Genomic DNA, 25,231 nt, shown 5'->3' on the forward strand with positions numbered 1-25,231 from the left:
TTTTTATTTGTTTTCTTTGTGTGAAAACGATTATTTCTTGCGCAGTACTTCCTGACACTCAGGTTCGTTACAGTAACCGTAGAGGTTTAATGAGTGACCCGTTAAGGTAAACCCATGTTGGTCTGCTACAGCATGCTGTTCCTTCTCGATAACATCATTAGTAAATTCAATAACTTTGTTACAATTATGGCAAACCAAATGATCGTGATGATCTTCTTGCATGATTTCGAAAACAGAATGATTATTTTCGAAATGATGGCGCTGAATAATACCCGCAGCTTCAAATTGTGTTAACACACGGTAAACTGTCGCAAGACCGACATCTTCCCCTTGTTCTAACAAAGTCTTGTAAATATCTTCAGCACTAAGATGATGTTGTTTTGAATTTTCTAATAATTCCAAAATCTTAATTCGTGGAAGGGTAACTTTAAGTCCAGCTTTGCGCAAATCTTGATTGGAAATAGGCATGAAAAAAGGTCTCTCAACAAATCTCAAGTTGGAATAGGCAATAGAATTTAGATGAAGTATGATCTATCCTTTGATCAAATGCATCATAATTTATTGGGATAGTGTAGCAAAATGCAAAAACTCGTGCTGACGTTATTAGTCACTTCACTCCTTGCTGGTTGTTCAATCTTTGGTGTATATAAGGTTGATATTCCTCAAGGGACTCCTTTGACCAAAGCTCAGGCCTCTCAAGTACAAGTCGGCATGAATTTCCAGCAAGTGCGTTTTTTGCTTGGTAGTCCAACTGTGACTGATCCTCTCAATCCTCAACGTTGGGACTATATTTACAACTATATCCCAGGAACTTATGCTAAAAAGGCAAAAATCCCCGCAGCACATGGTCAGCATTTAAAAATTTACTTTGATGAAACTGGAACTGTAACTAAAATTGAAGGTTTAGAAACTATTCCAGAATCGCAACCAGGTTTACCTGCTTCTAAAGAAGCGATTTTAACTGCCCCACCACTATAATCGTTTTTTCTAATAAAAATAAACCCCTCAAGTGAAATACTTCGAGGGGTTTTATTTATGGGGCTTATTACTTTAAGCGATTACTTTTAATATATCGCCCCACAGGATTTTTCTCGGCGCGGTTACGGCGTATATCCTTAGGATTAATCGTTAAAGGTCGATAAACCTCTACCCGATCGCCTACTTGTAAAATCGCATGTGTCTCAACTTTTGCACCAAATATGCCAAGTTGTAATGGCTCTGGCAAACTTACCTGTGTCTGCAAGCCACTCGCTTCAACTGCTTGTAACGCTGTCATTCCAGCTTCAAATGGAACAGCAACTAAAAACTGTTGCTCTGGGGCTGCAAAAGCAACCCACACTTGCTGAGCTTTTTCCATCACATCATTTGTCCAACTACCGCAATCATGGCAATTACGATTGAAAGCGGTAAAACAATACGCACTGCAATACGCCACAAATTATAGAACAACTCATTGCTAAAATTCATTGATTTACGCAAGTGGCTAATTTTCATAATCCAACCAGCAAAAATTGCATAGATCAGGCAAATGAGTAATCCCCAAACCATCAAAATCAGCGTAAAGATGCCGTGAAGTTCAGGCACAGCCCAAACCGCAATTGCTACAACAATGATCACCCATTGTAAAATGTACATCAGTTGACGTTGAGCGAGCTGTTCTTTAGCAAGTTGAATAAACAGAGCTGTTGTCATTACTGCAGTAAAAATCCAGGTAAAAATAGGAAGCTGTGCTTGAAGAGAAAAGAAACCAAACGCAACGACAGCAATTAATTGAGCCAACCAGATTGGAAGTACAGTTTTTGTAGCGCCTTCTTGAGAGTGAATTACAGACAAGCTATTTTGCCAGTAAAGTCCTAAGCCTAAACCACTCGCAACAAGAGCAAGTACAGTTGCATTACCCCATTCTTTAAACTCAACATTTGTCCAATGCCAAGGCTGTAAAGCAGTTCCCATTGTATTAGCTAAAACAAGAGAAGCAATTACACCGACTGTCATTAGCAGAATTAAAATCTGACGCGGAATAAAAGATAAAATTAAAGCCACAACCGCAAGGCCAGCAAAAACAATTTGCCCAGAAACGCTATTATTGAGCTGTACTGTCAGTAAATTACCAGCAGTACTCAGTACATTCCCTGCTAAAAATGGAATAAAAATAACTGCCAACCAACCAGCCAAACGCCATTTTGGTGAACTATCTGCTTCACGAGTTAAACTTGATAAAGCATTTAATGCAGTAGTCTTCGACCGTTTTGCTAAAGCAATTTCTAAATAACAAACTGGCAGAGCCAATAACAGCATTGTGCCTAACCACAATAACCAGAAATCGATTTGACGATCAATCTGGATTCCCATAGCGGGTGCCAATGTCGCCATAATGATAAAAGATAAGCAAAACGCCATCAGGGGCGATAACCATCGTGACATAGGTATGTCCTGCATTATGCATTCCTTGAAAAAGACTATAGATATTTTGCCCGTCTCATGCCTGAAAATCAAAGTTTGCTCAATAAAAAAAGCAAACTATCGAAACGATAGTTTGCTGCGCTAACTAAAATTATAAGTTTTGTTATTTAAGTTATGCGAAAAACCGAGCAAACCAGTTTTTCCCTTTCTTCTTTTCTTTTTCTTTAATAATTCCCATCATATTTTCTTTTACTGCCCCCACATAATCAGCATCATCATGTTGAATATGGTTAATTAACCATTTTGCTAAAATTTCTTGTAGCTCTTTTTCAACAGTATGCCCCATTTCAAAACGCTCACGATATAACTCTATTTTTTTAATAAACAAGTCATGTACACGTTTATGTGGTACACGATATTTATAATCTGCTTCCTCTTGTAAACTTTCTTCGAAAGTAAAATGCGATTGCGTATAATCAATAATATTATCTAAAACATCTTTAATTCGACGTCTATCTTCATCATCTTTTACATCATCAATTTCATTAATATAATCAAGTATTCGTTTATGTTGCTCATCAATAACATCAATACCCGTATTATATTCTGAAGCCCATTTCATTTTCATACATCTCCCCAATGATGTTCAATGACTGTTGCATAAACTGCATCTTATATTTAAAGAATATAAATAAAAACAAAGCTATTTTGTCGGGTTTATCATATAAAATTAATATTCAATATAAGTTATTGTTTTTATTTATTTTTAAAAAATTAACCAACTAAAATAATAAAGTATTTTTTAAACAAAATACTTTATTATTAAACATTTAAAATATATAGATATTTTCATTTATATATTTTAAATATACTTTATATTAATATTGATCTGCACGAGTAATACGCTTAAGTTCGGGATTTTCCTGCTCGCGCTTTAATCTTTCTACATGTGTCATTGCTTTTTTAATCGGCTCACCATGTTGAAATAAAATCATTTCACCAGGTTGATAAGCTGTCCAATTTTCATTATGCGTTAAAGGTTCAGTTGTTATTACTGCTACACGATCTTCAGGGGTTGTTACCTGACTAAAGTCAACTTCAACATCTAAGTCAATTAAATGAGCCTGATTAAATGGATATTCTCGAACCAACCAATGTAATTTAGTAATCGCATAACTAAATAATGCCTTACCATTCGATAAGCAATAATTAAATGTACCGTACTCAGCAATTTGTGGCGAAATTTTTTCTAATACTTCAAATATCTGTTCAAGGCTTGGTTCTTCATAGCCAAAAGCTTCAACGAGTTGATCGAGCAAATAACAAAATGCGCGCTCGCTGTCTGTATTACCCACAGGTGTAAAACGTCCGCTCAGTGGCGGGTCAAAGTCATGTAAATCACCATTATGGGCAAAAATCCAATGACGCCCCCACAACTCTCGAATAAAAGGATGAGAGTTTTCTAATGTAATTTTGCCTTGAGTCGCTTTACGAATATGCGCGATCACATTACGTGATTTAATAGGATAATTACGGATAAGATCGGCAATTGGAGATTCAACTGCCGATTGGTTATCGACAAATAAACGGCAGGCCTTATCTTCGAAAAATGCAATACCAAATCCATCACAATGATCTGAGGTAATTCCTGCACGTTGTGAAAAACCACGGAAAGAAAAAGTAATATCCGTTGGTGTTGCACAATTCATTCCTAATAGCTGGCACATATCGCTTTTAAACTACTTCTAATTACCCCATCTACTCTATTGTGCATGAGAGTAAAATTGCTTGCAAATCTCAATATGTGCTGGCTATTAGAAAATAGGACATATAATTAACGCTGCCCCATTTTATTCATGACAAATGAAGTCGCCACTTTATTCACTTCCAGAAATACAAAATAATCTAGACAATTAAACTTTTCATCAAAAAAAGCCTGTTTCGATAGTTTTGACTGCATGCTCAAATACATTTGGAACAGTTTTGGCATACGTTCATCTTGTGGAAAGCTAAACTCAGGATATTCAGGTTCATAATTTTTTTTCGAACGAATATCAATTGTTTTGCTTTCAGATAATTGCTGAATCTGGCGATGAGTATAGTACGCTCTAGCCAAATTATCTTGCAGATGAATACTGACACATCCCATCAAATATTTAGCACGCATTGACCACAACACTTTAGGTGCAAGATTCATCCAAAGCGTTGAAAGAGCCTTACCATTACGAAATCGTGGATGCACACAGGTACGCCCTATTTCTAACACATTAGGAAGATGCGATAACTGAGGAACAATATCAAACTCATGTGCGCTGTAGCTTTGTGCGATCTCATGACCTTGAAATAATTTTAGACGAGTATACGCGACAATTTCTCCAGTCCACTTTTCACGTAAGACTGCGTGTTCACAACCAAAATCATAAATATCTTGATCTAAATTATCTTCAAAATGAATTCCAAATTGTTGGCTAAATTGTTGTGCACGAAACCGCTGTACATCTTGTAATTCTTTTAAATTATCAACCCATTCAAAACGAAATTGTGTCTGATTTATTGCTTTATGACGATTTAAAGGTAAAGTCCAGGTTTGGCGATATTGATTAAATTTTTCCAGCATAATGAACGCTCCTAGTGACATCCCTTACACTAGTCAAAGCTCATGACAAAAAAATGACCAAAATTAAATGACATAAAAAAAGACCACTTAGCGTGATCTTTTAATAAAAACACCGAATTTAGTGAGTTGCATTTGTACGATTTGAAATCAGCGTACCTACACCATGATCTGTAAAGATTTCAAGTAATGTCGCGTGTGGTACTCGGCCATCTACAATGTGTGCACTCACAACACCACCTTTTACAGCATCAAGTGCACAACCTACTTTAGGAATCATACCGCCATAGATCACGCCTGTTTCAATGAGGCGGTCAACTTCTTGAGTAGTTAAACCTGTTAACAAATTTTTATTTTCATCTAATACGCCAGTAATATTGGTAAGCAAAATTAACTTTTCCGCCCCCAATGCTTCAGCCACCTTACCAGCCACCAAATCAGCATTAATGTTATAGGTGTTCCCTTTTTCATCTACGCCTAATGGTGCAATAACAGGAATAAAGTCACTTTGGGTAAACATTTCTAACACATCAGTTTTTACCCCAGTCACTTCACCTACCATACCTAGATCAATATGTTTGATAGAACCATCTTCTTCTTGTTTTTCCATTAAGAGTTTGCGAGCACGTAATAGATTGCCATCTTGACCTGTTAAACCAATAGCGCGGCCACCGTGCTTATTAATTAAATTAACAATAGATTTGTTTACGCTGCCACCCAATACCATTTCAACCACTTCCATGGTCGCTGCATCGGTAACACGCATACCATCAATCCGGTTAGACTCTCGACCTAATTGTTTTAAAAAAGAGTCAACTTGTGGGCCACCACCATGCACAACAACTGGGTTTAAACCTACAGTTTTAAGTAAAACGATATCTCGGGCAAATGAACTTTCCAGCTCCGGATCAGTCATTGCGTTGCCACCATATTTCACCACTAGCGTCTTACCAGAAAAACGTTGGATGTATGGCAAAGCTTCAATCAAAATTTTTGCTTTGTCGACGCCGAGATGCTGATCTTGTGGCATTGCGCCTCTCCTTATTAGGACTCAGAAAGTTCTTGTGCAATTTGCGGGTAACGCTCTTGCAACATATCAATAAATTTTTGCTGGATTTCCTTTAAACGTAAAGGATTATCAGCATCAAATCTTACAGTAAAATATTCACCTGTATTTGATGCTCGAATAATGCCAAAACCGTCATCAAAATCAAGACGTACTCCATCAATTTTACTAATATCAGCCCCTAAACGATGGCTCAAAATTTCAATATCTTGCAATACATGCTTCGGGTCAGACTGATGCGTACTAATATAGGTATCTTCGGTACAGCATCTTTCTGGATAAATAGAAAATAAATCAGAAATTGTTTTAGCGTTAGATTGAGTGAAATACTCCATTACACGAAGGGCCGCATATATACCGTCATCGTACCCAAAACCACGTCCATCATTAAAAACGTAATGTCCCGCATATTCACCACCAAAAATGGCATGACCTTTAGACTTAGATAAATATGCACGCAGGAAACTACTTCCCGTACGAATCATTTTTGCCTGACCGCCAAGTTGCTCTATAGTTCTTTGAACCATACGTGAACATTTCACATCAAATACAATTTCTTTATCTGGCTGTTGTTCAAGACATATCTGTGCAAATACCGACAATAGACGATCAGCTGTAATTATGTTGGCTTTTTCATCAATCAATACAACACGGTCACCGTCACCATCAAGAGCAATACCAATATCTGCCCCTTGCTCAACAATCTCTTTACGTAACGCCTTCAAATGAGCAGCATGTGATGGGTCTGGAGCATGATCTGGAAATTCTCCATTTGGATTGGTTCGTAAAGCAATGACTTTACAGCCCATTTTTTCCAAGATTAATTTTGAACAATGCCCTGCCGAACCATGTAAGCCATCCAATACGACTTTTAAAGGGCGCTTGAGTTGAATGTCTTTAAAAATGGCTTGTTGGTATTTTTTGCAAAACTCTGATTTAAATTGAGGAGTTTTTAATTCTAATAATGAAATTGTATGACTAGGTGTATAAGTTTGAGCAAATTCGCCAACTTGCTGAATCATTTCTGGAGATGGAGGCTCACCTCTTAAAACCCATTTAATACCATTATCTGATTTAGGATTATGGCTAGCCGTCACCATAATACCATTGCCACCGAACTCCCGTGCGAGATAATACATCATCGGGGTTGAGCAACAGCCAATGTTTGTAACGTTTAAGCCCTGTTCTACTAAAAACTCTTCGATTAAATGTGCGTAGGCTGGGCTTGTTAGGCGGGCATCATAACCGATGACCAGTTGAGTTTGTTTTGCTTGTTTATATTGTTGCGCCAATCCGTAGGCAATTGAACGAACAACGTCCGTGGTTAAATAAGAAAGTTTGCCTCTAATATCGTAAGCACGGAAAATATTTTTTGGGAATGAGTGTCTTACATTCATAGCGTATCTTCTATTTAAAGATCAATCTGATCTATCGCAAAAAACATAGATTATTCAAAATTTGAAAAGGGTGTTTGCTAAAAAAATTGAAAGAATATGAGTAAAGCGTTTTGTAATATAATTCATTGTAACATTCAAGGTATAAAAAGAAACACCTGTAAAGCAGGCGTTTCTTTTCATTATTTTTTATAAGTAAATTATTGTTTACCAGTGTGGCCAAAGCCACCAACTCCACGTAATGTTTCTTCAAATTCTTCTACTTGCTCAAATTCAGCCTGCACTACTGGCACTAGAACATACTGAGCCAAACGCTCACCTGGTTCTAAACGGAATGCTGTTTGACCACGATTCCAAACTGAAACCATCAATTCACCTTGATAATCCGAATCAATCAAACCAACTAAGTTGCCAAGTACGATACCGTGTTTATGGCCTAAACCTGAACGTGGTAAAATTAAACCAGCAAAATTCACATCATGAATATAAATTGCCATACCTGTTTTAACTAAAACAGTTTGTCCTGGTTCAATAACAATTGCTTCATCTACGCAGGCACGTAAATCTAAACCAGCAGAACCTGCTGTTGCATATGAAGGTAAAGGCCATTCTTTACCTAAACGCGGATCGAGCAATTTCACTTGAACTTTCATGGGATTTCCTAAAAATTAAAAAAATTAACGCTTCAATAAAGCTTTTAAATTTGCCAGATATTGTTGAGCCTGTTCTTTAGGGTCAACATTAGCCGCAATTTTCTTTTTACGCCCTAACCACTCGAGCTCATCTTGCGGAAGTTCATCAAGAAAACGACTAGGCGTCATCTGTTTCATCTGTCCGCCATTTTTACGCTGTTCTGCCAATGTTAACGTTAAACCTTGGCGCGCACGGGTAATTCCCACGTACATTAAACGGCGTTCTTCCTCAATGGTTTCTGCTGCAATTGAGTTCTTATGCGGCAATAGTTCTTCTTCGAGTCCCATAATGTACACATATGGGAACTCCAAACCTTTTGCGGCATGCAGAGTAAGTAAGTTAACTTTGTCTGTATCTTCCTCTTCCTGCTGCTGTTCTAACAGATCAAGCAGAACCAGTTTTCGAATCACACTTTCAATGTTTTTTTCATCAACATCGTCTGCACGGTTAATCAGGTTTTGAATACTGGTAAATAAGTTTTCGATATTATCGAATTTACTTTTCTCTTGTGCAGGTGTTGCAGACTGTTCACGAACGTAATCCATATAACCGGCTTCGTTCATCATTTGACGAACTTTAGGCACAGGTTCATCATCTTCTAACAATTCACGAGTAAATGTCGCGATAAAGTCGGCAAACTCATGAAGTTGGGTTTCTGCTTTTTTAGGAAGTACCATACTTAAACGTTGGTCAGCAGAAGCACCGAGTAAAGACAAATTATTTTCTTGTGAGAATAAACCTAACTTCTCAAGAGTAACCGGTCCAATTGCACGTTTAGGCGTATTAATAATACGCAAGAAAGCACTGTCATCTTCAGGGTTAATAATGAGACGTAAATAACTCATCACGTCTTTAATTTCAGCACGAGCGAAGAACGAAGTACCACCAGAGAGTTTATAGGGAATTTGCATTTGGCGAAGCTGAGTTTCTAAGACACGCGCCTGAAAGTTACCACGATATAAAACTGCATAATCTTTCCAGTTTTTACCGTTCATCAACTTGTGAGTAAGTAAGTCTTTTACTACGCGCTCTGCTTCATCATCATCATTACGACACGTAATAATTCTGATGACTTCACCATGGCCTTTATCACTCCATAATTTCTTATCAAAAATATGTGGGTTATTTTGGATGACACAGTTCGCAGCTTTTAAAATACGGCTGGTTGAACGATAGTTCTGTTCAAGTTTAATAATATGTAAATTTGGGAAATCCTGTTTCAGCAAAGCCATATTTTCAGGCTTAGCACCACGCCATGCATAGATCGACTGGTCATCGTCACCTACCGCTGTAAACTGCCCCATTACCCCAACTAAAAGTTTGACTAAAATATACTGAGCCGTGTTGGTATCCTGATATTCATCGACCAATAAATAGCGAACACGGTTTTGCCATTTATCACGTACTTCTGCATTTTCTTGCAGTAAACGTGTTGGCATCACAATTAGGTCATCAAAATCGACCGCATTGTAGGCACGTAAATTACGTTCATAAAGCTGGTAAAGATGGGCAAATTGTACGTCTTCAGGTGTTTCACAGGTTGAATGCGCTTGCTCTGGCACGATCAGATCATTTTTCCAATCTGAGATTTTCTTCATTGCCTTAGCAATTAATTCTTTGCTTTCTGCACCCGACAAATTATCACGATGCATCAAATCCATCAAAATACGTTTACAGTCGTCTGCATCTAAAATCGAAAAATTAGCTTTTAAAGGTAAATTCTTAAGTTCTAAACGTAAAAGATTTAAACCAAAAGTATGGAAAGTAGAGACTGACAGCCCTTTTGACTCTTCACGTGATAAAAGCTTGGACACACGCTCTTTCATTTCACGTGCAGCTTTATTTGTAAAGGTCATCGCAGTGATACGATGCGCTGGAATACGGCATTGCTGCACCAAATAAGCAATCTTACGAGTAATTACCGATGTTTTGCCTGAACCAGCACCAGCAAGCACCAATAAAGGGCCTTGAGTATATTTCATGGCTTCTTCTTGCTTGTTGTTCAATTGACTGGCAGATGACATCGTGTATTACCTCTTAATTTTTCGAGCATGATTATAGTCATCTCTGTTTTAGAAACCCAATAGTAAATCTACGGATATGTATAAATGATGTCTAATAATGCAATTTATGCGCCGCAGAATGTCGTGATTGTTTTTTGTACTGCACCCATAAAAAAACCACCCGAAGGTGGTTTTTGAAACAATAAACTAAATCTTATTGTTTAGCATAAATGCTGATTTCTACACGGCGGTTTTGTTCACGACCAGATGCAGTTGAGTTATCTGCGATCGGGTTAGAAGAACCTTGTCCTTCAGCATTAACTCGACTTGATGAAAGACCTTTATTTACTAAATAGTTTTTAACAGCAATTGCACGACTATTTGACAAAGGAATATTAATAGAGTCATTACCAGTGTTATCAGTATAACCAGTAACTAAAATCGCGCTCTTGTTATCTTCAGCCAATGTTTGAGCTACTTTGTCTAAAGTTGCATAGAAGTTTGGCTTGATGTTTGATTTGTTTGTATCAAAAGTAATGCTACCAGGCATGATCAATTGAACAGAACCATCTGGATTACGGCCAACGTCTACACCAGTACCTGCCATTTGTTGACGTAATTTTTTCTCTTTTTGGTCAAGGTATAAACCACCAGCTCCACCAAGAACTGCACCAATTGCTGCAGCACGGTTGTTTTGACGGCTAGAGTTTGCACTTGATTTAGAAATACCATAACCTGCAGCTGCGCCAATTAAAGTACCTAATGCGGCTTTATCGTATTCAATTCCACCAAGATTATTACCTGTTGTCTGACAACCAGATAATACTACTGCTGCCCCTACGACTGTTGAAATAACTAATGCACGCATTGCATGCCTCCTCACTTTGTGTGTTTTGTTGTCTGGATGAATAATGAAACAAAAAGGAAGTATAAAACATTGATATTTTGTTAATAATAAACAGTTTAGTTAGTTTTTTGTAATATTTTGATGCACTTTAAGACGCACACTCATCACAATTTCTTCATTGTTGTCTAAGATATCGTTGTATTTCATTTCATGATAGTTATAGTTGAACAACTTTCTATGGATTTTGGATATTCAGGGCCATTTATATGTCAACTGCACCCAATAAACAATCTACGCTAAAAAAAATTACACGTGGACTCACCGTAGGTACAGTCATCACAGGTAGCACTTTTTTTCATGGGCCACCTGTATTGGCTTTAGGTTTAACCAAGTTATTGAAAAAATCTTCAAAAGTTGATGAAACCAATATTCAAATTACAAATAGCTGGTTAGGGGTAAATAACTGGCTCATTGACCATGTTTTACCTAATTTAAAATGGGACATCACCATTGATGAAGGTCTTGATTTGAGTATGCAAGGCCGTTATCTCATGACTTGTAACCATCAAAGTTGGGTTGATACAACGGTGAATCAATATTTTGGATTAACCCGTATGCCACTTACCCGCTTTTTTACCAAATGGGAACTGATCTTTATTCCTTTCGTGGGGCAGGCCTTTAAAATTTTAGGCTTTCCAATGATGAAACGTCATACCAAAGAACAGGTTGCAAAGAATCCTGAACTCAAAGACCGCGATATGATGGAAGCACGTAAAGCGTGTGAACAGCTCTTGAGCCAACCTTTTACCTTATTAAACTATTTAGAAGGTACCCGTTTCACTCAAGAAAAACATGACCAGCAGAAATCACCCTATAAACACTTACTCAAACCTAAAGCAGGCGGTTTGGCACTAGCTTTAAATATCTTGGGTGACAAAATTGATGCTTTGGTTGATATGACTATTGTTTATCCTGAAGGTGTGCCAGGTTATGGTGATTTTTGGTTAGGTGACGTTTCACAAATTGCTGTAAATCTCCGTAAACTTGAAATACCTTCTTGGGTACTCGGTGGTAACTATGAAGATGATCCAATTTACCGTGAACGCTTTCAACAATGGGTACATGAGCTCTGGACTGAAAAAGATCAACTTATCGAACAAATGAAAGCTCGATATACTACTTCAACTCATTAAAAGCATTTATAGCCATGCAAAACAGTGCCGGAAAACAAGCAAAATATCACCATATCAACTCAAGCAGTATTTCTTTTAAGCTGTTTTTGATTTATGACATCTTTATGGTGTTTATCATTATTTTCAATCTGTTCTGTCTTGCAGCAAATTTCTTTCTAATGAGCAGTATTGGGGCATGGTTTTTTGAACATATTCACTTGCCCCAAGTACTCATCTTTTATAAAACTTATTTACACCCTTGGGTGATTACGACTGAAGCTTGGTTTATTGGCTTTTTAATTACCGAATTTGTTGTCCGCTGGGGCATTTCTATTATTTACAAACACCATAAGCGTTGGTTTTTCTTCCCCTTCATTCACGGATATGAAATTTTAGCCATCATTCCGCAATTGCGTTTTTTACGTTTATTTCGCGCTGGTATTATCGCATACCGTCTATATGAATTAGGCTATCCCATTATTCCTGAAAGCTGGAGAAAAAACGGTCTATTTTATTACCGTGTCGTTATGGAAGAGCTATCTGACCGTGTTGTTATTACCGTGATTGATGGTATCCGAAATGAGCTTCAAACCAGCTCAACACACAAACAAATTATTCATGAGCTGGTTAATCACCATCGTGAACAATTTACGATTACACTTACCTCTATATTGCAAGAATCTTTAGCAACAGCTTTAAAAGAACAAAAGCCAGCAATCACAAAAGGGGTTGGGCAAATTGTTGATCAGGCAATAGAAAACACGCCTGAACTCACCCAGTTGTTAAGACTCATCCCCCTAGTAGGTGGACGTATAGAACAGCAAATTCAAAGTATTGGTCAAAGACTCGGTGAAAATATTAGTGCAGGTCTAATTGAACCTTTAATTGAGGGTTCACCAAATAGTCCGAATCCGAATCCTACGTATCAATTAATTTCAGAAAAAATTAGTAACGTGAATATTAATAACCGTGAACTTGAGCAACTTGTAGAGTCTGTCGTATTCGAAAGTCTTGAAGCAATTCGCAAACAAGTTAAAGTCAAACAGTGGCAACAAACCCTTGCGGAGCATGATCGAATCAAAGAATAAGCATTTACTTAATTTTTTATGAATCTCGCTAGAGAATTGGCACAAATTGTTCTAGCATTTGCTCTATTTACAATAAACTTAACGATATTACAGCTCGTTTTAACGCCTTGAAGGAAGACTTATGGCTGATATCCGGATTACCGGCAGAATGGTTAACTTTAGCAGGATAACCTTCGATACCAATGATCATGATGTGATCCGCCAGCAATTATCAAATATTCTAAATGAAGGTTCCTATCAAGGAACTGTCGTTATTATAGATAGTACTGTTGAACAAGAGTTGATTGCTTTAATTCAGCTGTTAGTAAGTTTAGGTTTACAACCTATGGCGGTCATCGACGGTATATTAGGTGATGAAGCACGTGCTATTCAGTTCCCTGTATTACCAGCAGATCAGCCATTACAGCGCATTAAAGCAACCGCAGAACAAGTTGCGATTGTAGAAAAACCGGCTCCCGCTCCAGCCTCGTCTTCAGCAGAAACAAAAAAACCACTAAACAAGATAGCGGTTGCTCATATTACCTCTTATCATGATGAAATTTTGCGTACAGGCCAATCCCTCGTACAAGATAACGGCGATATTATTTTAAAAGCTGGCATGAATAGTGGTTCTGAAGTGATTGCATCAGGAAATATACATATTTATGGCACAGTTCGTGGTAGAGTCATTGCTGGTGCGGGCGGGCACGCAGCTGCACGCATTTTTTGCCAATCTTTAGAGGCTGAGCTCGTTTCCATTGCCGGAACGTATTGTGTCGCAGATGATATCCCTAAACATGTGGTAAAAAAGCCAGTACATATTTATTTAAATGAAAAGCAAGAGCTTGAATTCGAAGCGATTGAACTTTAGTTTATTAAGCAAATCACCAAAAAACAGCCCTTTTAAGGGTGAATGACCATAATAGGAGTGGATTCGGTGGCCAAAATTGTTGTCGTAACATCAGGCAAAGGTGGTGTAGGTAAAACTACAACGAGCGCATCTTTTGCAACAGGTTTAGCCCTTCGTGGTCATAAAACTGTTGTGATTGATTTTGATGTAGGCTTACGTAACCTTGATTTGATTATGGGTTGTGAGCGTCGTGTTGTTTATGATTTTGTCAATGTTATTAACAACGAAGCACGTCTGCAGCAAGCCCTTATTCGCGATAAAGATATCGAAAACCTTTATATTTTACCGGCTTCACAAACACGTGATAAAGATGCGTTGAGCGACGATGGTGTTGCTCGTGTTATTGATGAGCTATCTCAAGAATTTGATTACATTATTTGTGACTCACCTGCGGGTATTGAACGTGGTGCGATTTTAGCCATGTATCATGCAGATGAAGCAATCATTGTAACAAACCCTGAAATCTCTTCAGTACGTGACTCTGACCGTATTATTGGTATGTTAGATAGCAAAACCAAAAAGGTTGAACAAAACGAAGGACGTATACGTAAACATTTATGTATTACACGCTTTAACCCTGAACGTGCAGACCGTCAGGAAATGCTGACCATTGATGATATTTCTAAAGATATTTTACGCGTACCGACATTAGGTGTTATTCCAGAATGTCCAAGTGTATTGCAAGCATCAAACGAGGGTAAGCCAGTAATTCTGTATTCAGAAACTAAAGCTGGACAGGGTTATGATGATTTGGTTGCTCGCTTTCTTGGTGAAGACCGTCCTTATAGACATATCACAGCTCAACCTAAAGGCTGGTTAGCACGACTATTTGGAGCGTAGTTATGGCAGGATTCTGGAGTAAATTATTTAGCAGTGACGAAAAGCCATCAAGTGCTCAAACTGCAAAAGATCGTTTGAAAGTTATTGTTGCTTCTGAACAAGGTTTAGGCCGCCGTTTAAGCCAAGACAAGATTGATCAGATGAAGAAAGAAATCATGCAAGTGGTCAGTCGTTATGTCAGCGGTGTAGGTGAACAGCATATCCAAATGCAGGTTCGCTCTGAAGCAAATATCGAAATGTTAGAAATGAATATCAATTTACCTGAAGAACGATAATTCTATTTCTGACTATTCAATAAAACAGAATCAAGGCAAAATAACGCAAGTTATTTTGCCTTTTTTAAAACTGAGGAGATTGTCATGGCATTATCACAGCCAGCAACTTTCAATGAAGAATGGTCCGATGAGCGTGTTTTTGCCTACCTCAACCAACTTCCGCCAACGGGTGTGAACGCAGATTTTCATGTGCTCTACCATGCATTCAAACATATGCGTCCAACAGACTATGAACGTCTTTTGATTCAATTTATTGCGGACGGACGCGATATTAATGCCAAAGACCCTGAAGGCCAACGCATCCATGATGTGATTGCCAAATTTCCGCGTCAATCGGCACCATTTTTAGAAGTTCTAGCAAAGTTTGCTTAAAAATAAAAAGCCTCTTCAAGAGGCTTTTTTCTTATCTAGACTTATCGATTGCCAATCAGGAAAATACCAAACACAGTAAAAATACCACCTGAAATACCATCAATCCATTTTGAAACATTACGATAAGCTGCTCTAAAGCTCGGTAATGAAAAAATAAAAGTCACAAAACAGAACCATAAAATCGTTTCAACCGTAACAATAATAAAGAGTAGCCAGTGAACCTGATCAAGTTGAGGGTTGGCTAAAAATAAAGAGAAAACACTACCAAAATAAATAACAGCTTTAGGATTTGATAGATTGGTTATCAGTCCTTTAATAAAAAATAAGTAAGGTGCTTTTGGTAGCTCTACAGCAACATTGTCTTCTTGCTGATTTTTTGAAAAAGCCGAACGTAACATCTGATAGCCTAACCAACACAAATATAAGCCACCGGCAATAAGCAAACCTTGCTTTAACCAAGCCATTTTCTCAAAAATTAGATTTAATCCCATGAGCGCTAAACAAGCCCAGAACATAACACCTGCTGTTATCCCTGCAACCACTAACATAGCGTCTTTACGTGATCGACTAATCGCTGTTTGAGACACAAGGAAAAAATCAGGCCCTGGAGTAATAAGTGCACAAAAATGGATAAAAGCTAAAGTAATCAGAGCGAGTAACATGTTTTCCTCCAGATTTAATTCATTGTTATTTATTTATTTAGGAAAAATACATTAGCATTTTTTACTATACGTTAAAATATTTAAGTCATTTTATAAATAGATTCGCTTTATTTGAATTATAAAAAAAGCCTCCAGAGAGGCTTTTTTTATAAAGATTGAGCTATTAAACCAAAATATCTCGCTTACCGTTAGGTCCCATTGCGCTCACAATACCATTCTCTTCCATTTGATCAATGATACGGGCAGCACGGTTATAACCAAGACTAAATTTGCGCTGTAGTGACGATGTAGAAGCTTTGCGAGTTTCTAAGACAAATGACACGCATTGATCATAAAGTGCATCACGGTCAGAACCACCCTCACCGTCTTCAAAACCACGTGAAGTCGGTTCTTCGTCAAATGGTGTCAAGATTTCGTCGACATAATCTGGTTCACCACGTTCACGCCAAGCATCACAAATGCGGTTGACTTCATCATCACTAATGAATGCACCATGCACACGTTCTGGCTCGATTTTACCAGGCCCCAAGAACAGCATATCACCATGACCTAATAAGTCTTCTGCACCACCAGCATCCAAAATAGTACGTGAGTCAATTTTACTGTTTACGCGTAAAGCGACACGCGTTGGAATATTGGCTTTAATCAAACCAGTAATGACATCAACAGATGGACGTTGAGTTGCAAGTAATAGATGAATACCAGCAGCACGAGATTTTTGCGCTAAACGCGTAATCATTTCCTCTGCTTTTTTACCGACCTGCATAATCATATCGGCAAACTCATCTGCCACAATCACAATAGATGGTAACGGTGTTAGACGAGGGGCACGCTCTTGCGTCGCCGAATCACTTGGCTTCCAAGTTGGGTCAATTAAATCTTCCCCATTCGCAATTGCTTCTTCAACTTTACGGTTGTAGTCACTTAATTTACGAATTTTTAAGAATGACATCAGCTTATAACGACGTTCCATTTCATTCACACACCAGTTTAATGCGTTTACTGCATCTTTCATGTCAGTAACGACTGGAGTTAACAAATGCGGAATATCATTATAGTTTGCAAGTTCAAGCTGTTTTGGATCGATTAAAATCAAACGTAACTGGTCAGGTGTATATTTAAGCAACATCGATAAAATCATCGAGTTTACTGCAACCGATTTACCAGAACCTGTTGTACCAGCAACCAACATGTGCGGGGCTTTCGCTAAATCAGTTAATACTGGATTACCTGAAATATCTTTACCCATTGCCATACTAATTAATGCACTTGGATCGCGATATGTTGGCGTTTCTAATAACTCAATCAAACGCACCATTTCACGGGCACTGTTTGGTACTTCAATACCAATATATGGTTTACCAGGAATTACTTCCACTACACGAACAGACGCCATCGACATTGAACGGGCTAAGTCACGCGAAATATTCGTGACCTTAGATGCTTTAACACCCGGTGCCAAATCCAACTCAAAACGCGTGACTACAGGTCCCGGTTGAGCTTCAACCACTTGAGCTTTAACATTAAATTCTTGTAACTTAATTTCAAGTAATTCAGATAAACGCGAAAGCTGCTCTTCAGTGAAGTTAACTTTCTTATTTGGATCAACATTATCGAGCAGCTCAAGGCCAGGTAATGTTGGTAAATCTAAACGCTTCTTGGCAACCTGCATTGCACGAGACATTGGTCGACCAGCTGCATCTGTTAATGGCGCATCTAAATCGAAATCGTCTTCATCAATATCAGGATTTTCCTGAGGTTTCCCAGCAGTTTCCTGCCACGCCTCAATAAACTCTTCTTTTGAAAGTTTATCGGCCTGAATAGTCGTTTGAATAGGAGCTTTTACAAATGCTGAAGACTGAGCATAACTACTTGCTCTGACAGGTTCTGCTGGCGCAATATCTTCATCTATTAATAAATCATCGAAGTCTTCAAAAACTTGTTCATTTGTTAAATTTTTAGGTGACTGATTTACATTCGACAAAGGTGAAGAAGTTTCTTTCGCAATATTTACCGATTGCGAAGGAGGTTCTGCGACTACATGCTGATCTTGAACAAATGGTGTATGCACATCTGTTGCAGTTTTACTATTTGGAACCGCAGCAAGCAATTCATCAAAAATCTCATCATCATTCCAGTCAAGACCATGTAAGTCTTGTTTAGCTGTAGATTGAGTTTGATGAGCTTGAGAAATGGTTTGCTGGAATTGCTCATGTGTAGGAGCTTGTTCTGTTGAATCGTCAGCTGCTCTTAAAAGCGCATCAATTTCTTGCTTATGGCTCGCATCATCACGTTGTAAAGCACGCCATACCTCACCAGTAGCCACTAAACGTTGGCTATCTTTTTCAAGCTTATGAGCTTGCTCAAGCGTATGCTCAAAGTTTTGAGTATTTGCAACTGGCGTATCTGCTACAGGTTCTGGTCGGCTCTGCTCTTTCGCTAGTACATCTGCAAATAGGCGCTCAGCAACCGCATCATGTCGTGTTGCTGTAGGTTGTGATTGAGTACTTTCAGATTGGACTGAAGCTACTTTCTCACTTGAGGCATTTGTCTCTGTATTTTCTACAACTTTAACCGCTGCATTTTTCTTCTGAGCAGGCTGAGTTGTTAAATCATAATCTGATTCGTTCGGTGATACATTTTTATAAAATAAATCTTGTAAATAACTTGGTGTCGCTTTGAGCATGGTCCATGTTTTGCTCCATTGCACCCCAAATGCAAGAGTAAACAAGACCACTCCGAAAACCAGTAAAAATAAAGTCGCACCGTAAATTGTTAGCAAGTGAGATAGGCTCTGGCCTAACTCGTAACCAATAATTCCACCAGCTGCATTATCTAAAGTATCTGCCGGCACATTCCAATGTAAATAAAGCAGGCTAGACACAACCAAAATTAAAAAGAATTGTGCAGCATAACGAAATGGGCGGTTTAAAAAACTACGTGGCCACCACACCTGAATTGCTTCAATAAAAAGGAAAATTGGAATAAGCAAACTTGCCCATCCTAAAAAACCAAACAGCAAATCTGCAATCCATGCACCCGCAATACCACTTGCATTGGATACTTGCTGAGTATCACTGGAAATATGCATCCAGCCCGGGTCAAATGGTGTATATGTTACTGTCGCCAGAAACATATAAATGCCAAAAGAAACCAAGAATAATGTCATCAATAAGCGCTGTGCATAAACACTCGACACCGCAGTCATATACTGTCCTGTAACCCATTTAATTATTGGTTTAGAGATGTGAAGAACTACATTTTAGATCTTCAACGAATGAACTTTATATTATGCACCTGTTCTTACAAAAAAGGTGCATGATTCTTTACAGTTGTTGTTAACATGAGGCACTTCTACATTGTTATATAACTTAATTCGATTGACCTGATCAATATTATCCACATTGATTTAACGCTATTGGTCGGCAAATTCACGTATAATTTTCAAAATTCTCGAAATAAATAAGGATACCCTCAATGAGTGTTCGTCATTCTCGGTTAGTTATTCTCGGTTCTGGCCCTGCGGGCTATAGTGCAGCTGTCTATGCAGCGCGTGCAAACCTTAAACCTACTTTAATTGCAGGTTTACAACTAGGTGGGCAGCTTACAACAACAACCGAAGTTGACAACTGGCCGGGCGATCCTGAAGGTTTAACAGGTCCTGCATTAATGGATCGTATGCAAGCACATGCTGAACGCTTTGGTACAGAACTCGTCTATGACCATATTAACGAAGTGGACTTAAATGTACGTCCTTTTGTTCTTAAAGGTGATATGGAAGAGTACACATGTGATGCTTTGATTATTGCAACTGGTGCTACAGCTCAATACCTTGGCCTAGAATCTGAACAAAAATTTATGGGACAAGGCGTAAGCGCATGTGCAACATGTGACGGTTTCTTCTATAAAAACCAAAAAGTAATGGTTGTAGGTGGTGGTAACACCGCTGTTGAAGAAGCGCTTTATTTATCGAATATTGCTGCACATGTAACTTTAGTACATCGCCGTGATAGCTTACGTTCTGAAAAGATTTTGCAAGATCATTTATTTGCCAAAGAAAAAGAAGGCAAAATCAGCATTATCTGGAATCATGAAGTTGAAGAAGTATTGGGTGACAATACTGGCGTAACAAGTGTTCGCCTTAAGTCAACTCAAGACGATACTAAGCAAGACGTAGAGGTTCATGGTCTATTCGTTGCAATTGGTCACAAACCAAATACTGGAATGTTTGATGGTCAATTAAACTTACGTGATGGCTATATCCAAGTACAAAGCGGTACTTCTGGTAATGCAACAGCAACTTCTGTAGCTGGTGTTTTTGCTGCTGGTGATGTCGCTGACAGTATTTATCGTCAAGCGATTACTTCTGCTGGATCAGGCTGTATGGCTGCTCTCGATGCTGAAAAATATCTAGATAATCTTTAAATAATAGATTTCTAGAGTTTAAAAACAGCCGTTCTTATAACGGCTGTTTTTTTAGAATAATGACTAGCTGACATATATTAATTTTTATAGCATAACCTTAAAGCTCATTTTATTTTTATGAATACACTTCCACTCTCTCCGTTCATTTTTCCTGATCCCATCGAAGCCGATCCAGATGGTCATGGTTTAATTTGTATTGGAGCTGATCTCTCCCCTTCTACCCTATATGAAGCATACACCCATGGATTATTTCCTTGGTTCAATGAAGATGAACCCATTTGTTGGTGGAGCCCAGAGCCTCGTTGTGTGATTTATCCTCAAAATTACAAGCCAAGCAAGTCACTGCTTAGAAACATGAAAAAATATGACTATGCAATTACGGTTAATCATGCCTTCGAAGAAGTTATTCGCTCATGTTCTCTACCAAGAAGTTATGCAGACGAAACTTGGATTAGCGAAGATATTATTCAGGGCTACTGTGAAATGTTTAATGCTGGCTATGGTTATAGCGTGGAAGTTTGGGAGCAAGACAAACTTGTCGGAGGTTTATACGGCATTACGATTGGTAAAGGATGCTTCGGCGAGTCAATGTTTAGTAATGAGACAGATGTTTCAAAAATGGCTTTTTATACATTAATGCTGATTGGACAAGAAAATCAGCTCCCTTGGGTAGACTGTCAACTTGTAAATAGTCACTTAATTAGCTTGGGAGCTTGTACACTTTCTCGTCAAGACTACTTAAAATCGTTACAAGATGTAATTATTCACCCCTCTATCAATTGGAAAAAGTATCAAGAACGTGTATTTTCAAGTAAAACAATAGCATTAGATGCAAAATTAATGGAATGATAACAGGAGGGACCAATCATGAAATCATATCACCCGAAGTCCCTTTTAAATGATCTGCAGTATTACATTACTCCACCTCATGATTGCAGCTACCTAGAAAATAAATCAGCGCGCATGGTGTTTTTAGACCCTATTCATCGAATTGATGTGGTCACTCTTTCAGAACTTTCTCGTTTAGGATTTCGTCGTAGCGGTGACTTCGTTTATCGCCCTGAATGCCACTTATGCAGACAATGTTTGTCTTGTCGTGTTCCAGTTGCCGAATTCCAAATGAATAGCATGCAAAAAAAAGCATGGAAACGAAATCAAGATTTGACTATGACTGTTTTACCGACTCAGCAAGCTGCACAAATTCATTATGATTTATATGAACGCTATATTAATGAACGCCATGCTGATGGTGATATGTTTCCACCTAGCTTAGATCAGTTTGAAAAGTTTTTAGTACATAGTTGTACAGATAGCTTTTTTCTTGAACTTTGGAAAGATAACCGCTTAATCAGTGTGTCCACCTGCGATCTAATGGATGATGGCCTGTCTGCGGTCTATACTTTCTTTGATCCAGATGAGCATCGCAGATCACTAGGTGTGTACTCAATTCTTAACCAAATCGAATATGTTAAATCGCTTGGTCTAGAATATCTTTATTTAGGCTATTGGGTGCCTCACTCAGCCAAAATGAATTATAAATCGCAATATACCCCTTTAGAACTTTTACTCGATGGACAATGGCGTCGGTTAAACAGATCCTTATCACCAGAAGAAATTCAACAGTTAGGTACGTCGCTGATGACGACATTACCTTCTGAATGGAATAATTTAATTATTAAATAATGTTGATCCTGCCTTCTGATGAAAAGCTGTCAGATCAAAATTTAGAATAAAGATGCAAAATCATCAGTACAGGTTTTTACCATAATGACTGCATGTTCCCGCCCTCCTTCTGGGGTAGGATAATAATTGCGACGGAGGTCGATTTGGTGAAAACCTGTTTTTTCATATAAACCGATAGCGGCTTTATTACTTTCACGAACTTCTAAAAATATTTGTACTGGCTGATTTTTTAACTGATCAATTGATGCATTTAACAATTCATATCCTAAGCCCTGACCTTGCATTTTAGGATCAACTGCCATGAGCAATAAATTTGCTTCATCTAACACTGGTTGTAAAATACAAAAGCCAACCACTCTATTTTGTGACTCAATGACGGTACATTGATAAGAATTCAAAGATTCTACAAATTGCTGTCTTGACCATGGATGTGTTTGCACTGATTTTTCGATTTGTACCACAATATCTACATCAGTGTTTTGCATAATACGAATCATGGGTTCCAGCATAATCAAAGTTCTAAAGTAATGCGTATTATAAAAACTTCACAAGAAAAAACGAGTAAAAAAAAGGACAATTAAATTGCCCTTTTTACCCTCTTTTTTTAGAGACCTAGTTTTTCACGCCAAGTTGCCAGCAATGCTGTAGTGTCAGAATCATTTGGATGAAATTTTGGTCTTAAGAAATCAAGTAACTCTGGAATTTGACGGGTCATAAAACCTTTACGACCATACATGAACTTAAGCATGTACTTAGTATCTTTCCATGTTAATTTTCCATCGGTTTTTAATAACTTAGCAGTGAAATGTGTCTGAGTTGCAAAGATTAATGCCATTGCAATGATTAAAGCTGTTGAACGCATGAAATAGGCTTTCGGACCTTGCCCATACATACTTGTGTACACATCAAATGCCACAGCTTTATGTTCATTTTCTTCAACTGCGTGCCACATCCATAAATGATACATCGTGTCATCTTGGAACATTGCTTGGATTTCAGGATTCTGTAAAAGTTCAGCTGCAATCGTAGACGTAAAATGTTCTAGAGCACATGTTCCAGTCAAATCAATCATTTCTTTAGTGTAGCCAAAAGGTTTCATTAATTTGGTTACAACAGCTGTACCCATATTAATGACTTTTCCTGTTTGCTTTTCCATATGACGCACATCATATCCATAAGCCTGAGCAGAGGCATTAAATGCTAAATGCTCTTTCGAATGCATTGCTTCTTGACCAATAAAAGCACTTATTTCTTTTTGAAGATCTGGATCTGCAAGCTTTGGATCATTTCGAACCGCACGAGTGCTATTTACAAAGAACTGCTCACCTTCTGGGAAAAGAGCCGATAATGCTGTCATAAAATGAGTTAATCCTGCATCATAATTCGCCCAATAGCGCGGGACCTGAGCAAACTCAAAGTCCATACGACGCACAGGAAAACTAGCACCAGCACGATTTGAAATATTTACTTTAGCATTCATCTCAGACTCCTTTTAAGTGAATAGCTAATTCACATATAACTTTATTTATTTTCTTAATATTTATAATCATACGTCTTTCAATGTGCCAATTAAGTGCAGATGAGGACAGAGAAATATCAGATGAGGTCATTAATCACCCCATAAAGGTGCATAGACTTACTTATATTTATAGTTAGCAAATAATACTTAAAAACAAAAAAGGGCTACTTATGAGCCCTTTCAAATCAACATAGATTTAACTTACAAACCTAATTTTGCTTTCCACGTTTTCAATAGACCTACTGTATCTAAATCATTTGGATGAAAACCAGGCTTAAAGTAAGCCAGCATTTCTTTAGCCATGCCAGTAATGATACCTTTCGACGGGCTATATGCGTATTTATAAATCACCGATAGCTCATCCAAATTTAATTTTTTGTCTTGCTTCAATAGACGAAGTACAAAAGAAGATTGAATCAAGAAAATCAAAGCCATAGCAAATACTAGTGAACTCGTACGTAATGCATAAGCTTTTATGCCCTTACCAAACACACCTTCGTACACGTCAAAAGCTACGGCTTTATGCTCATTTTCTTCGATCGCATGCCAATACCACATGGTTGACATGGTCTCGTCTGTCATCAACTCTTGAATATGCTTATTGACTAATAACTGTGAAGCAATCGTAGCGGTAAAATGTTCAAGTGCGGTTGTAGCTGTCAGGTCAACCATATCTTTAGTCATACCAAAAGGTTTGACAATTTTTACAAAAGTTTTGATTGCTGTTTGAATCGCTGTGTCAGTAAACTTCTCTAATGCGTCTACATCGTGACCAAACTTTTGAGCAGAGGCATTAAAATTGACATGCTCTTGAGTATGCATTGCTTCTTGCCCAATAAAAGCACTAATCTCTTTCTGAAGTGCTTCATCATCTTTAATAGAAGGGTGATAACGTACCGCACGTACACTATCTATAAAGAATTTTTCACCCGCCGGAAACAAAGCTGACAATGCTGTCATAAAGTGTGTTAGTCCAGCAGAACCATTCATCCAATATTCTGGTACATCATTAAAGTCAAAATTCATACGACGTACAGGAAAGCTCGCCCCTGCACGATTAGTAATATTCACTTTAGCATTCATACCCAAAGCTCCTTAATAAGTAACCCAAGTTACTCAAACTTTATTGTTCGTTTTCTTGATTCTTATCATACAAATTTAATAAAAAGGATTAAGTGTAAATAAGGACATTGGAATATCAGTTAAGGCCAGCTTTTGTAGTAATTGTTAGACAATTAAATATAAAAAAGCGCTCTAAAAAGAGCGCTTTCTTTCACTGAAAGTGA

Annotated in this window: 26 protein-coding genes; 10 read left to right on the forward strand and 16 right to left on the reverse strand. The window is 38.0% G+C overall.

Features of this window, described 5'->3' with window-relative positions:
- Nucleotides 1-30 precede the first annotated feature (30 nt).
- Complete coding sequence (gene fur / locus WA249_RS17885) at nucleotides 31-468, reverse strand: ferric iron uptake transcriptional regulator (RefSeq protein WP_004794120.1); 438 nt, start codon at nucleotides 466-468, stop codon at nucleotides 31-33.
- A gap of 111 nt (nucleotides 469-579) precedes the next feature.
- Between fur and WA249_RS17890 the strand changes: the two genes are divergently transcribed.
- Nucleotides 580-978, forward strand: a complete 399-nt coding sequence (locus WA249_RS17890) for an outer membrane protein assembly factor BamE (protein ID WP_336170720.1) — start codon at nucleotides 580-582, stop codon at nucleotides 976-978.
- A gap of 67 nt (nucleotides 979-1,045) precedes the next feature.
- On the opposite strand, the gene WA249_RS17895 is transcribed toward WA249_RS17890, so the two are convergent.
- From WA249_RS17895 to WA249_RS17940, 10 genes are all read right to left on the reverse strand, one after another.
- Nucleotides 1,046-1,357, reverse strand: a complete 312-nt coding sequence (locus tag WA249_RS17895; protein ID WP_336170765.1) for an RnfH family protein — start codon at nucleotides 1,355-1,357, stop codon at nucleotides 1,046-1,048.
- Entirely contained in the window at nucleotides 1,357-2,424 is a 1,068-nt protein-coding gene (locus WA249_RS17900) for a hypothetical protein (RefSeq protein ID WP_336170722.1), read from the reverse strand. The genes WA249_RS17895 and WA249_RS17900 overlap by 1 nt, the downstream gene beginning before the upstream one ends.
- 151 nt (nucleotides 2,425-2,575) lie before the next feature.
- Nucleotides 2,576-3,031, reverse strand: coding sequence for a bacteriohemerythrin (locus WA249_RS17905; protein WP_336170724.1), 456 nt, complete (start codon nucleotides 3,029-3,031; stop codon nucleotides 2,576-2,578).
- A 250-nt stretch (nucleotides 3,032-3,281) separates the two neighbouring features.
- Complete coding sequence (locus tag WA249_RS17910; protein ID WP_336170726.1) at nucleotides 3,282-4,130, reverse strand: class II glutamine amidotransferase; 849 nt, start codon at nucleotides 4,128-4,130, stop codon at nucleotides 3,282-3,284.
- A gap of 107 nt (nucleotides 4,131-4,237) precedes the next feature.
- Nucleotides 4,238-5,020, reverse strand: a complete 783-nt coding sequence (locus WA249_RS17915) for a GNAT family N-acetyltransferase (protein ID WP_336170728.1) — start codon at nucleotides 5,018-5,020, stop codon at nucleotides 4,238-4,240.
- A 118-nt stretch (nucleotides 5,021-5,138) separates the two neighbouring features.
- The gene (gene argB, locus WA249_RS17920; RefSeq protein WP_336170730.1) at nucleotides 5,139-6,047 is read right to left on the reverse strand and encodes an acetylglutamate kinase; all 909 of its coding nucleotides are present in this window, start codon (nucleotides 6,045-6,047) and stop codon (nucleotides 5,139-5,141) included.
- 14 nt (nucleotides 6,048-6,061) lie between these two features.
- Nucleotides 6,062-7,480, reverse strand: coding sequence for a phosphomannomutase/phosphoglucomutase (locus tag WA249_RS17925; protein WP_336170732.1), 1,419 nt, complete (start codon nucleotides 7,478-7,480; stop codon nucleotides 6,062-6,064).
- A 197-nt stretch (nucleotides 7,481-7,677) separates the two neighbouring features.
- Nucleotides 7,678-8,130, reverse strand: a complete 453-nt coding sequence (gene dut, locus WA249_RS17930; RefSeq protein WP_336170734.1) for a dUTP diphosphatase — start codon at nucleotides 8,128-8,130, stop codon at nucleotides 7,678-7,680.
- 24 nt (nucleotides 8,131-8,154) lie between these two features.
- The gene (locus tag WA249_RS17935) at nucleotides 8,155-10,194 is read right to left on the reverse strand and encodes a UvrD-helicase domain-containing protein (RefSeq protein ID WP_336170736.1); all 2,040 of its coding nucleotides are present in this window, start codon (nucleotides 10,192-10,194) and stop codon (nucleotides 8,155-8,157) included.
- A 193-nt stretch (nucleotides 10,195-10,387) separates the two neighbouring features.
- On the reverse strand, nucleotides 10,388-11,041 hold the full coding sequence (locus tag WA249_RS17940; RefSeq protein ID WP_336170738.1) for an OmpA family protein: 654 nt from the start codon (nucleotides 11,039-11,041) through the stop codon (nucleotides 10,388-10,390).
- Nucleotides 11,042-11,286: 245 nt separating this feature from the next.
- Between WA249_RS17940 and WA249_RS17945 the strand changes: the two genes are divergently transcribed.
- The 6 genes from WA249_RS17945 to WA249_RS17970 all read left to right on the forward strand — a co-directional run bounded on the left by WA249_RS17945 (nucleotide 11,287) and on the right by WA249_RS17970 (nucleotide 15,656).
- Nucleotides 11,287-12,213: an acyltransferase gene (locus WA249_RS17945; RefSeq protein WP_336170739.1), complete on the forward strand. Its 927-nt coding sequence runs from the start codon at nucleotides 11,287-11,289 to the stop codon at nucleotides 12,211-12,213.
- A gap of 14 nt (nucleotides 12,214-12,227) precedes the next feature.
- Nucleotides 12,228-13,280: a preprotein translocase subunit SecA gene (locus tag WA249_RS17950; protein WP_336170741.1), complete on the forward strand. Its 1,053-nt coding sequence runs from the start codon at nucleotides 12,228-12,230 to the stop codon at nucleotides 13,278-13,280.
- Nucleotides 13,281-13,401: 121 nt separating this feature from the next.
- Nucleotides 13,402-14,130: a septum site-determining protein MinC gene (gene minC / locus WA249_RS17955; protein WP_336170743.1), complete on the forward strand. Its 729-nt coding sequence runs from the start codon at nucleotides 13,402-13,404 to the stop codon at nucleotides 14,128-14,130.
- 66 nt (nucleotides 14,131-14,196) lie between these two features.
- Entirely contained in the window at nucleotides 14,197-15,009 is an 813-nt protein-coding gene (gene minD / locus WA249_RS17960; RefSeq protein WP_004794144.1) for a septum site-determining protein MinD, read from the forward strand.
- A 2-nt stretch (nucleotides 15,010-15,011) separates the two neighbouring features.
- The gene (gene minE, locus WA249_RS17965; RefSeq protein ID WP_003653273.1) at nucleotides 15,012-15,284 is read left to right on the forward strand and encodes a cell division topological specificity factor MinE; all 273 of its coding nucleotides are present in this window, start codon (nucleotides 15,012-15,014) and stop codon (nucleotides 15,282-15,284) included.
- Between the two features lie 84 nt (nucleotides 15,285-15,368).
- Complete coding sequence (locus WA249_RS17970; protein WP_336170745.1) at nucleotides 15,369-15,656, forward strand: PA4642 family protein; 288 nt, start codon at nucleotides 15,369-15,371, stop codon at nucleotides 15,654-15,656.
- Between the two features lie 41 nt (nucleotides 15,657-15,697).
- On the opposite strand, the gene rhtC is transcribed toward WA249_RS17970, so the two are convergent.
- Nucleotides 15,698-16,318 (reverse strand): threonine export protein RhtC, encoded by a 621-nt coding sequence (rhtC, locus tag WA249_RS17975; protein WP_336170747.1) that lies wholly within the window; start codon nucleotides 16,316-16,318, stop codon nucleotides 15,698-15,700.
- A gap of 163 nt (nucleotides 16,319-16,481) precedes the next feature.
- A complete protein-coding gene (locus WA249_RS17980) occupies nucleotides 16,482-19,526 on the reverse strand; it encodes a DNA translocase FtsK (protein ID WP_336170749.1) in 3,045 nt (1,014 codons plus the stop codon).
- A gap of 269 nt (nucleotides 19,527-19,795) precedes the next feature.
- Here WA249_RS17980 and trxB point away from each other — a divergent pair, with 269 nt between their 5' ends.
- The 3 genes from trxB to WA249_RS17995 all read left to right on the forward strand — a co-directional run bounded on the left by trxB (nucleotide 19,796) and on the right by WA249_RS17995 (nucleotide 22,426).
- On the forward strand, nucleotides 19,796-20,743 hold the full coding sequence (trxB, locus tag WA249_RS17985; protein WP_336170751.1) for a thioredoxin-disulfide reductase: 948 nt from the start codon (nucleotides 19,796-19,798) through the stop codon (nucleotides 20,741-20,743).
- 117 nt (nucleotides 20,744-20,860) lie between these two features.
- The gene (gene aat, locus WA249_RS17990; protein ID WP_336170753.1) at nucleotides 20,861-21,592 is read left to right on the forward strand and encodes a leucyl/phenylalanyl-tRNA--protein transferase; all 732 of its coding nucleotides are present in this window, start codon (nucleotides 20,861-20,863) and stop codon (nucleotides 21,590-21,592) included.
- Between the two features lie 18 nt (nucleotides 21,593-21,610).
- Nucleotides 21,611-22,426 (forward strand): arginyltransferase, encoded by an 816-nt coding sequence (locus tag WA249_RS17995; RefSeq protein WP_336170755.1) that lies wholly within the window; start codon nucleotides 21,611-21,613, stop codon nucleotides 22,424-22,426.
- 41 nt (nucleotides 22,427-22,467) lie between these two features.
- Here WA249_RS17995 and rimI read toward each other — a convergent pair whose 3' ends face one another.
- The 3 genes from rimI to WA249_RS18010 form a co-directional block, all read right to left on the reverse strand.
- A complete protein-coding gene (gene rimI, locus WA249_RS18000) occupies nucleotides 22,468-22,923 on the reverse strand; it encodes a ribosomal protein S18-alanine N-acetyltransferase (protein WP_013198774.1) in 456 nt (151 codons plus the stop codon).
- Nucleotides 22,924-23,030: 107 nt separating this feature from the next.
- Entirely contained in the window at nucleotides 23,031-23,906 is an 876-nt protein-coding gene (locus WA249_RS18005) for a metal-dependent hydrolase (RefSeq protein ID WP_336170756.1), read from the reverse strand.
- Nucleotides 23,907-24,146: 240 nt separating this feature from the next.
- The gene (locus WA249_RS18010) at nucleotides 24,147-25,028 is read right to left on the reverse strand and encodes a metal-dependent hydrolase (protein WP_336170758.1); all 882 of its coding nucleotides are present in this window, start codon (nucleotides 25,026-25,028) and stop codon (nucleotides 24,147-24,149) included.
- Nucleotides 25,029-25,231: the final 203 nt, after the last annotated feature.

This window comes from Acinetobacter sp. 161(2023), assembly GCF_037027805.1.
GTDB lineage: Bacteria > Pseudomonadota > Gammaproteobacteria > Pseudomonadales > Moraxellaceae > Acinetobacter.

Bases quoted from the DNA above. Each gene is read 5' to 3' on its own strand.
- fur (WP_004794120.1), bottom strand. From the start codon at position 468: ATGCCTATTTCCAATCAAGATTTGCGCAAAGCTGGACTTAAAGTTACC.
- WA249_RS17890 (WP_336170720.1), top strand. From the start codon at position 580: ATGCAAAAACTCGTGCTGACGTTATTAGTCACTTCACTCCTTGCTGGT.
- WA249_RS17895 (WP_336170765.1), bottom strand. From the start codon at position 1,357: ATGGAAAAAGCTCAGCAAGTGTGGGTTGCTTTTGCAGCCCCAGAGCAA.
- WA249_RS17900 (WP_336170722.1), bottom strand. From the start codon at position 2,424: ATGTCACGATGGTTATCGCCCCTGATGGCGTTTTGCTTATCTTTTATC.
- WA249_RS17905 (WP_336170724.1), bottom strand. From the start codon at position 3,031: ATGAAAATGAAATGGGCTTCAGAATATAATACGGGTATTGATGTTATT.
- WA249_RS17910 (WP_336170726.1), bottom strand. From the start codon at position 4,130: ATGTGCCAGCTATTAGGAATGAATTGTGCAACACCAACGGATATTACT.
- WA249_RS17915 (WP_336170728.1), bottom strand. From the start codon at position 5,020: ATGCTGGAAAAATTTAATCAATATCGCCAAACCTGGACTTTACCTTTA.
- argB (WP_336170730.1), bottom strand. From the start codon at position 6,047: ATGCCACAAGATCAGCATCTCGGCGTCGACAAAGCAAAAATTTTGATT.
- WA249_RS17925 (WP_336170732.1), bottom strand. From the start codon at position 7,480: ATGAATGTAAGACACTCATTCCCAAAAAATATTTTCCGTGCTTACGAT.
- dut (WP_336170734.1), bottom strand. From the start codon at position 8,130: ATGAAAGTTCAAGTGAAATTGCTCGATCCGCGTTTAGGTAAAGAATGG.
- WA249_RS17935 (WP_336170736.1), bottom strand. From the start codon at position 10,194: ATGTCATCTGCCAGTCAATTGAACAACAAGCAAGAAGAAGCCATGAAA.
- WA249_RS17940 (WP_336170738.1), bottom strand. From the start codon at position 11,041: ATGCGTGCATTAGTTATTTCAACAGTCGTAGGGGCAGCAGTAGTATTA.
- WA249_RS17945 (WP_336170739.1), top strand. From the start codon at position 11,287: ATGTCAACTGCACCCAATAAACAATCTACGCTAAAAAAAATTACACGT.
- WA249_RS17950 (WP_336170741.1), top strand. From the start codon at position 12,228: ATGCAAAACAGTGCCGGAAAACAAGCAAAATATCACCATATCAACTCA.
- minC (WP_336170743.1), top strand. From the start codon at position 13,402: ATGGCTGATATCCGGATTACCGGCAGAATGGTTAACTTTAGCAGGATA.
- minE (WP_003653273.1), top strand. From the start codon at position 15,012: ATGGCAGGATTCTGGAGTAAATTATTTAGCAGTGACGAAAAGCCATCA.
- WA249_RS17970 (WP_336170745.1), top strand. From the start codon at position 15,369: ATGGCATTATCACAGCCAGCAACTTTCAATGAAGAATGGTCCGATGAG.
- rhtC (WP_336170747.1), bottom strand. From the start codon at position 16,318: ATGTTACTCGCTCTGATTACTTTAGCTTTTATCCATTTTTGTGCACTT.
- WA249_RS17980 (WP_336170749.1), bottom strand. From the start codon at position 19,526: ATGACTGCGGTGTCGAGTGTTTATGCACAGCGCTTATTGATGACATTA.
- trxB (WP_336170751.1), top strand. From the start codon at position 19,796: ATGAGTGTTCGTCATTCTCGGTTAGTTATTCTCGGTTCTGGCCCTGCG.
- aat (WP_336170753.1), top strand. From the start codon at position 20,861: ATGAATACACTTCCACTCTCTCCGTTCATTTTTCCTGATCCCATCGAA.
- WA249_RS17995 (WP_336170755.1), top strand. From the start codon at position 21,611: ATGAAATCATATCACCCGAAGTCCCTTTTAAATGATCTGCAGTATTAC.
- rimI (WP_013198774.1), bottom strand. From the start codon at position 22,923: ATGATTCGTATTATGCAAAACACTGATGTAGATATTGTGGTACAAATC.
- WA249_RS18005 (WP_336170756.1), bottom strand. From the start codon at position 23,906: ATGAATGCTAAAGTAAATATTTCAAATCGTGCTGGTGCTAGTTTTCCT.
- WA249_RS18010 (WP_336170758.1), bottom strand. From the start codon at position 25,028: ATGAATGCTAAAGTGAATATTACTAATCGTGCAGGGGCGAGCTTTCCT.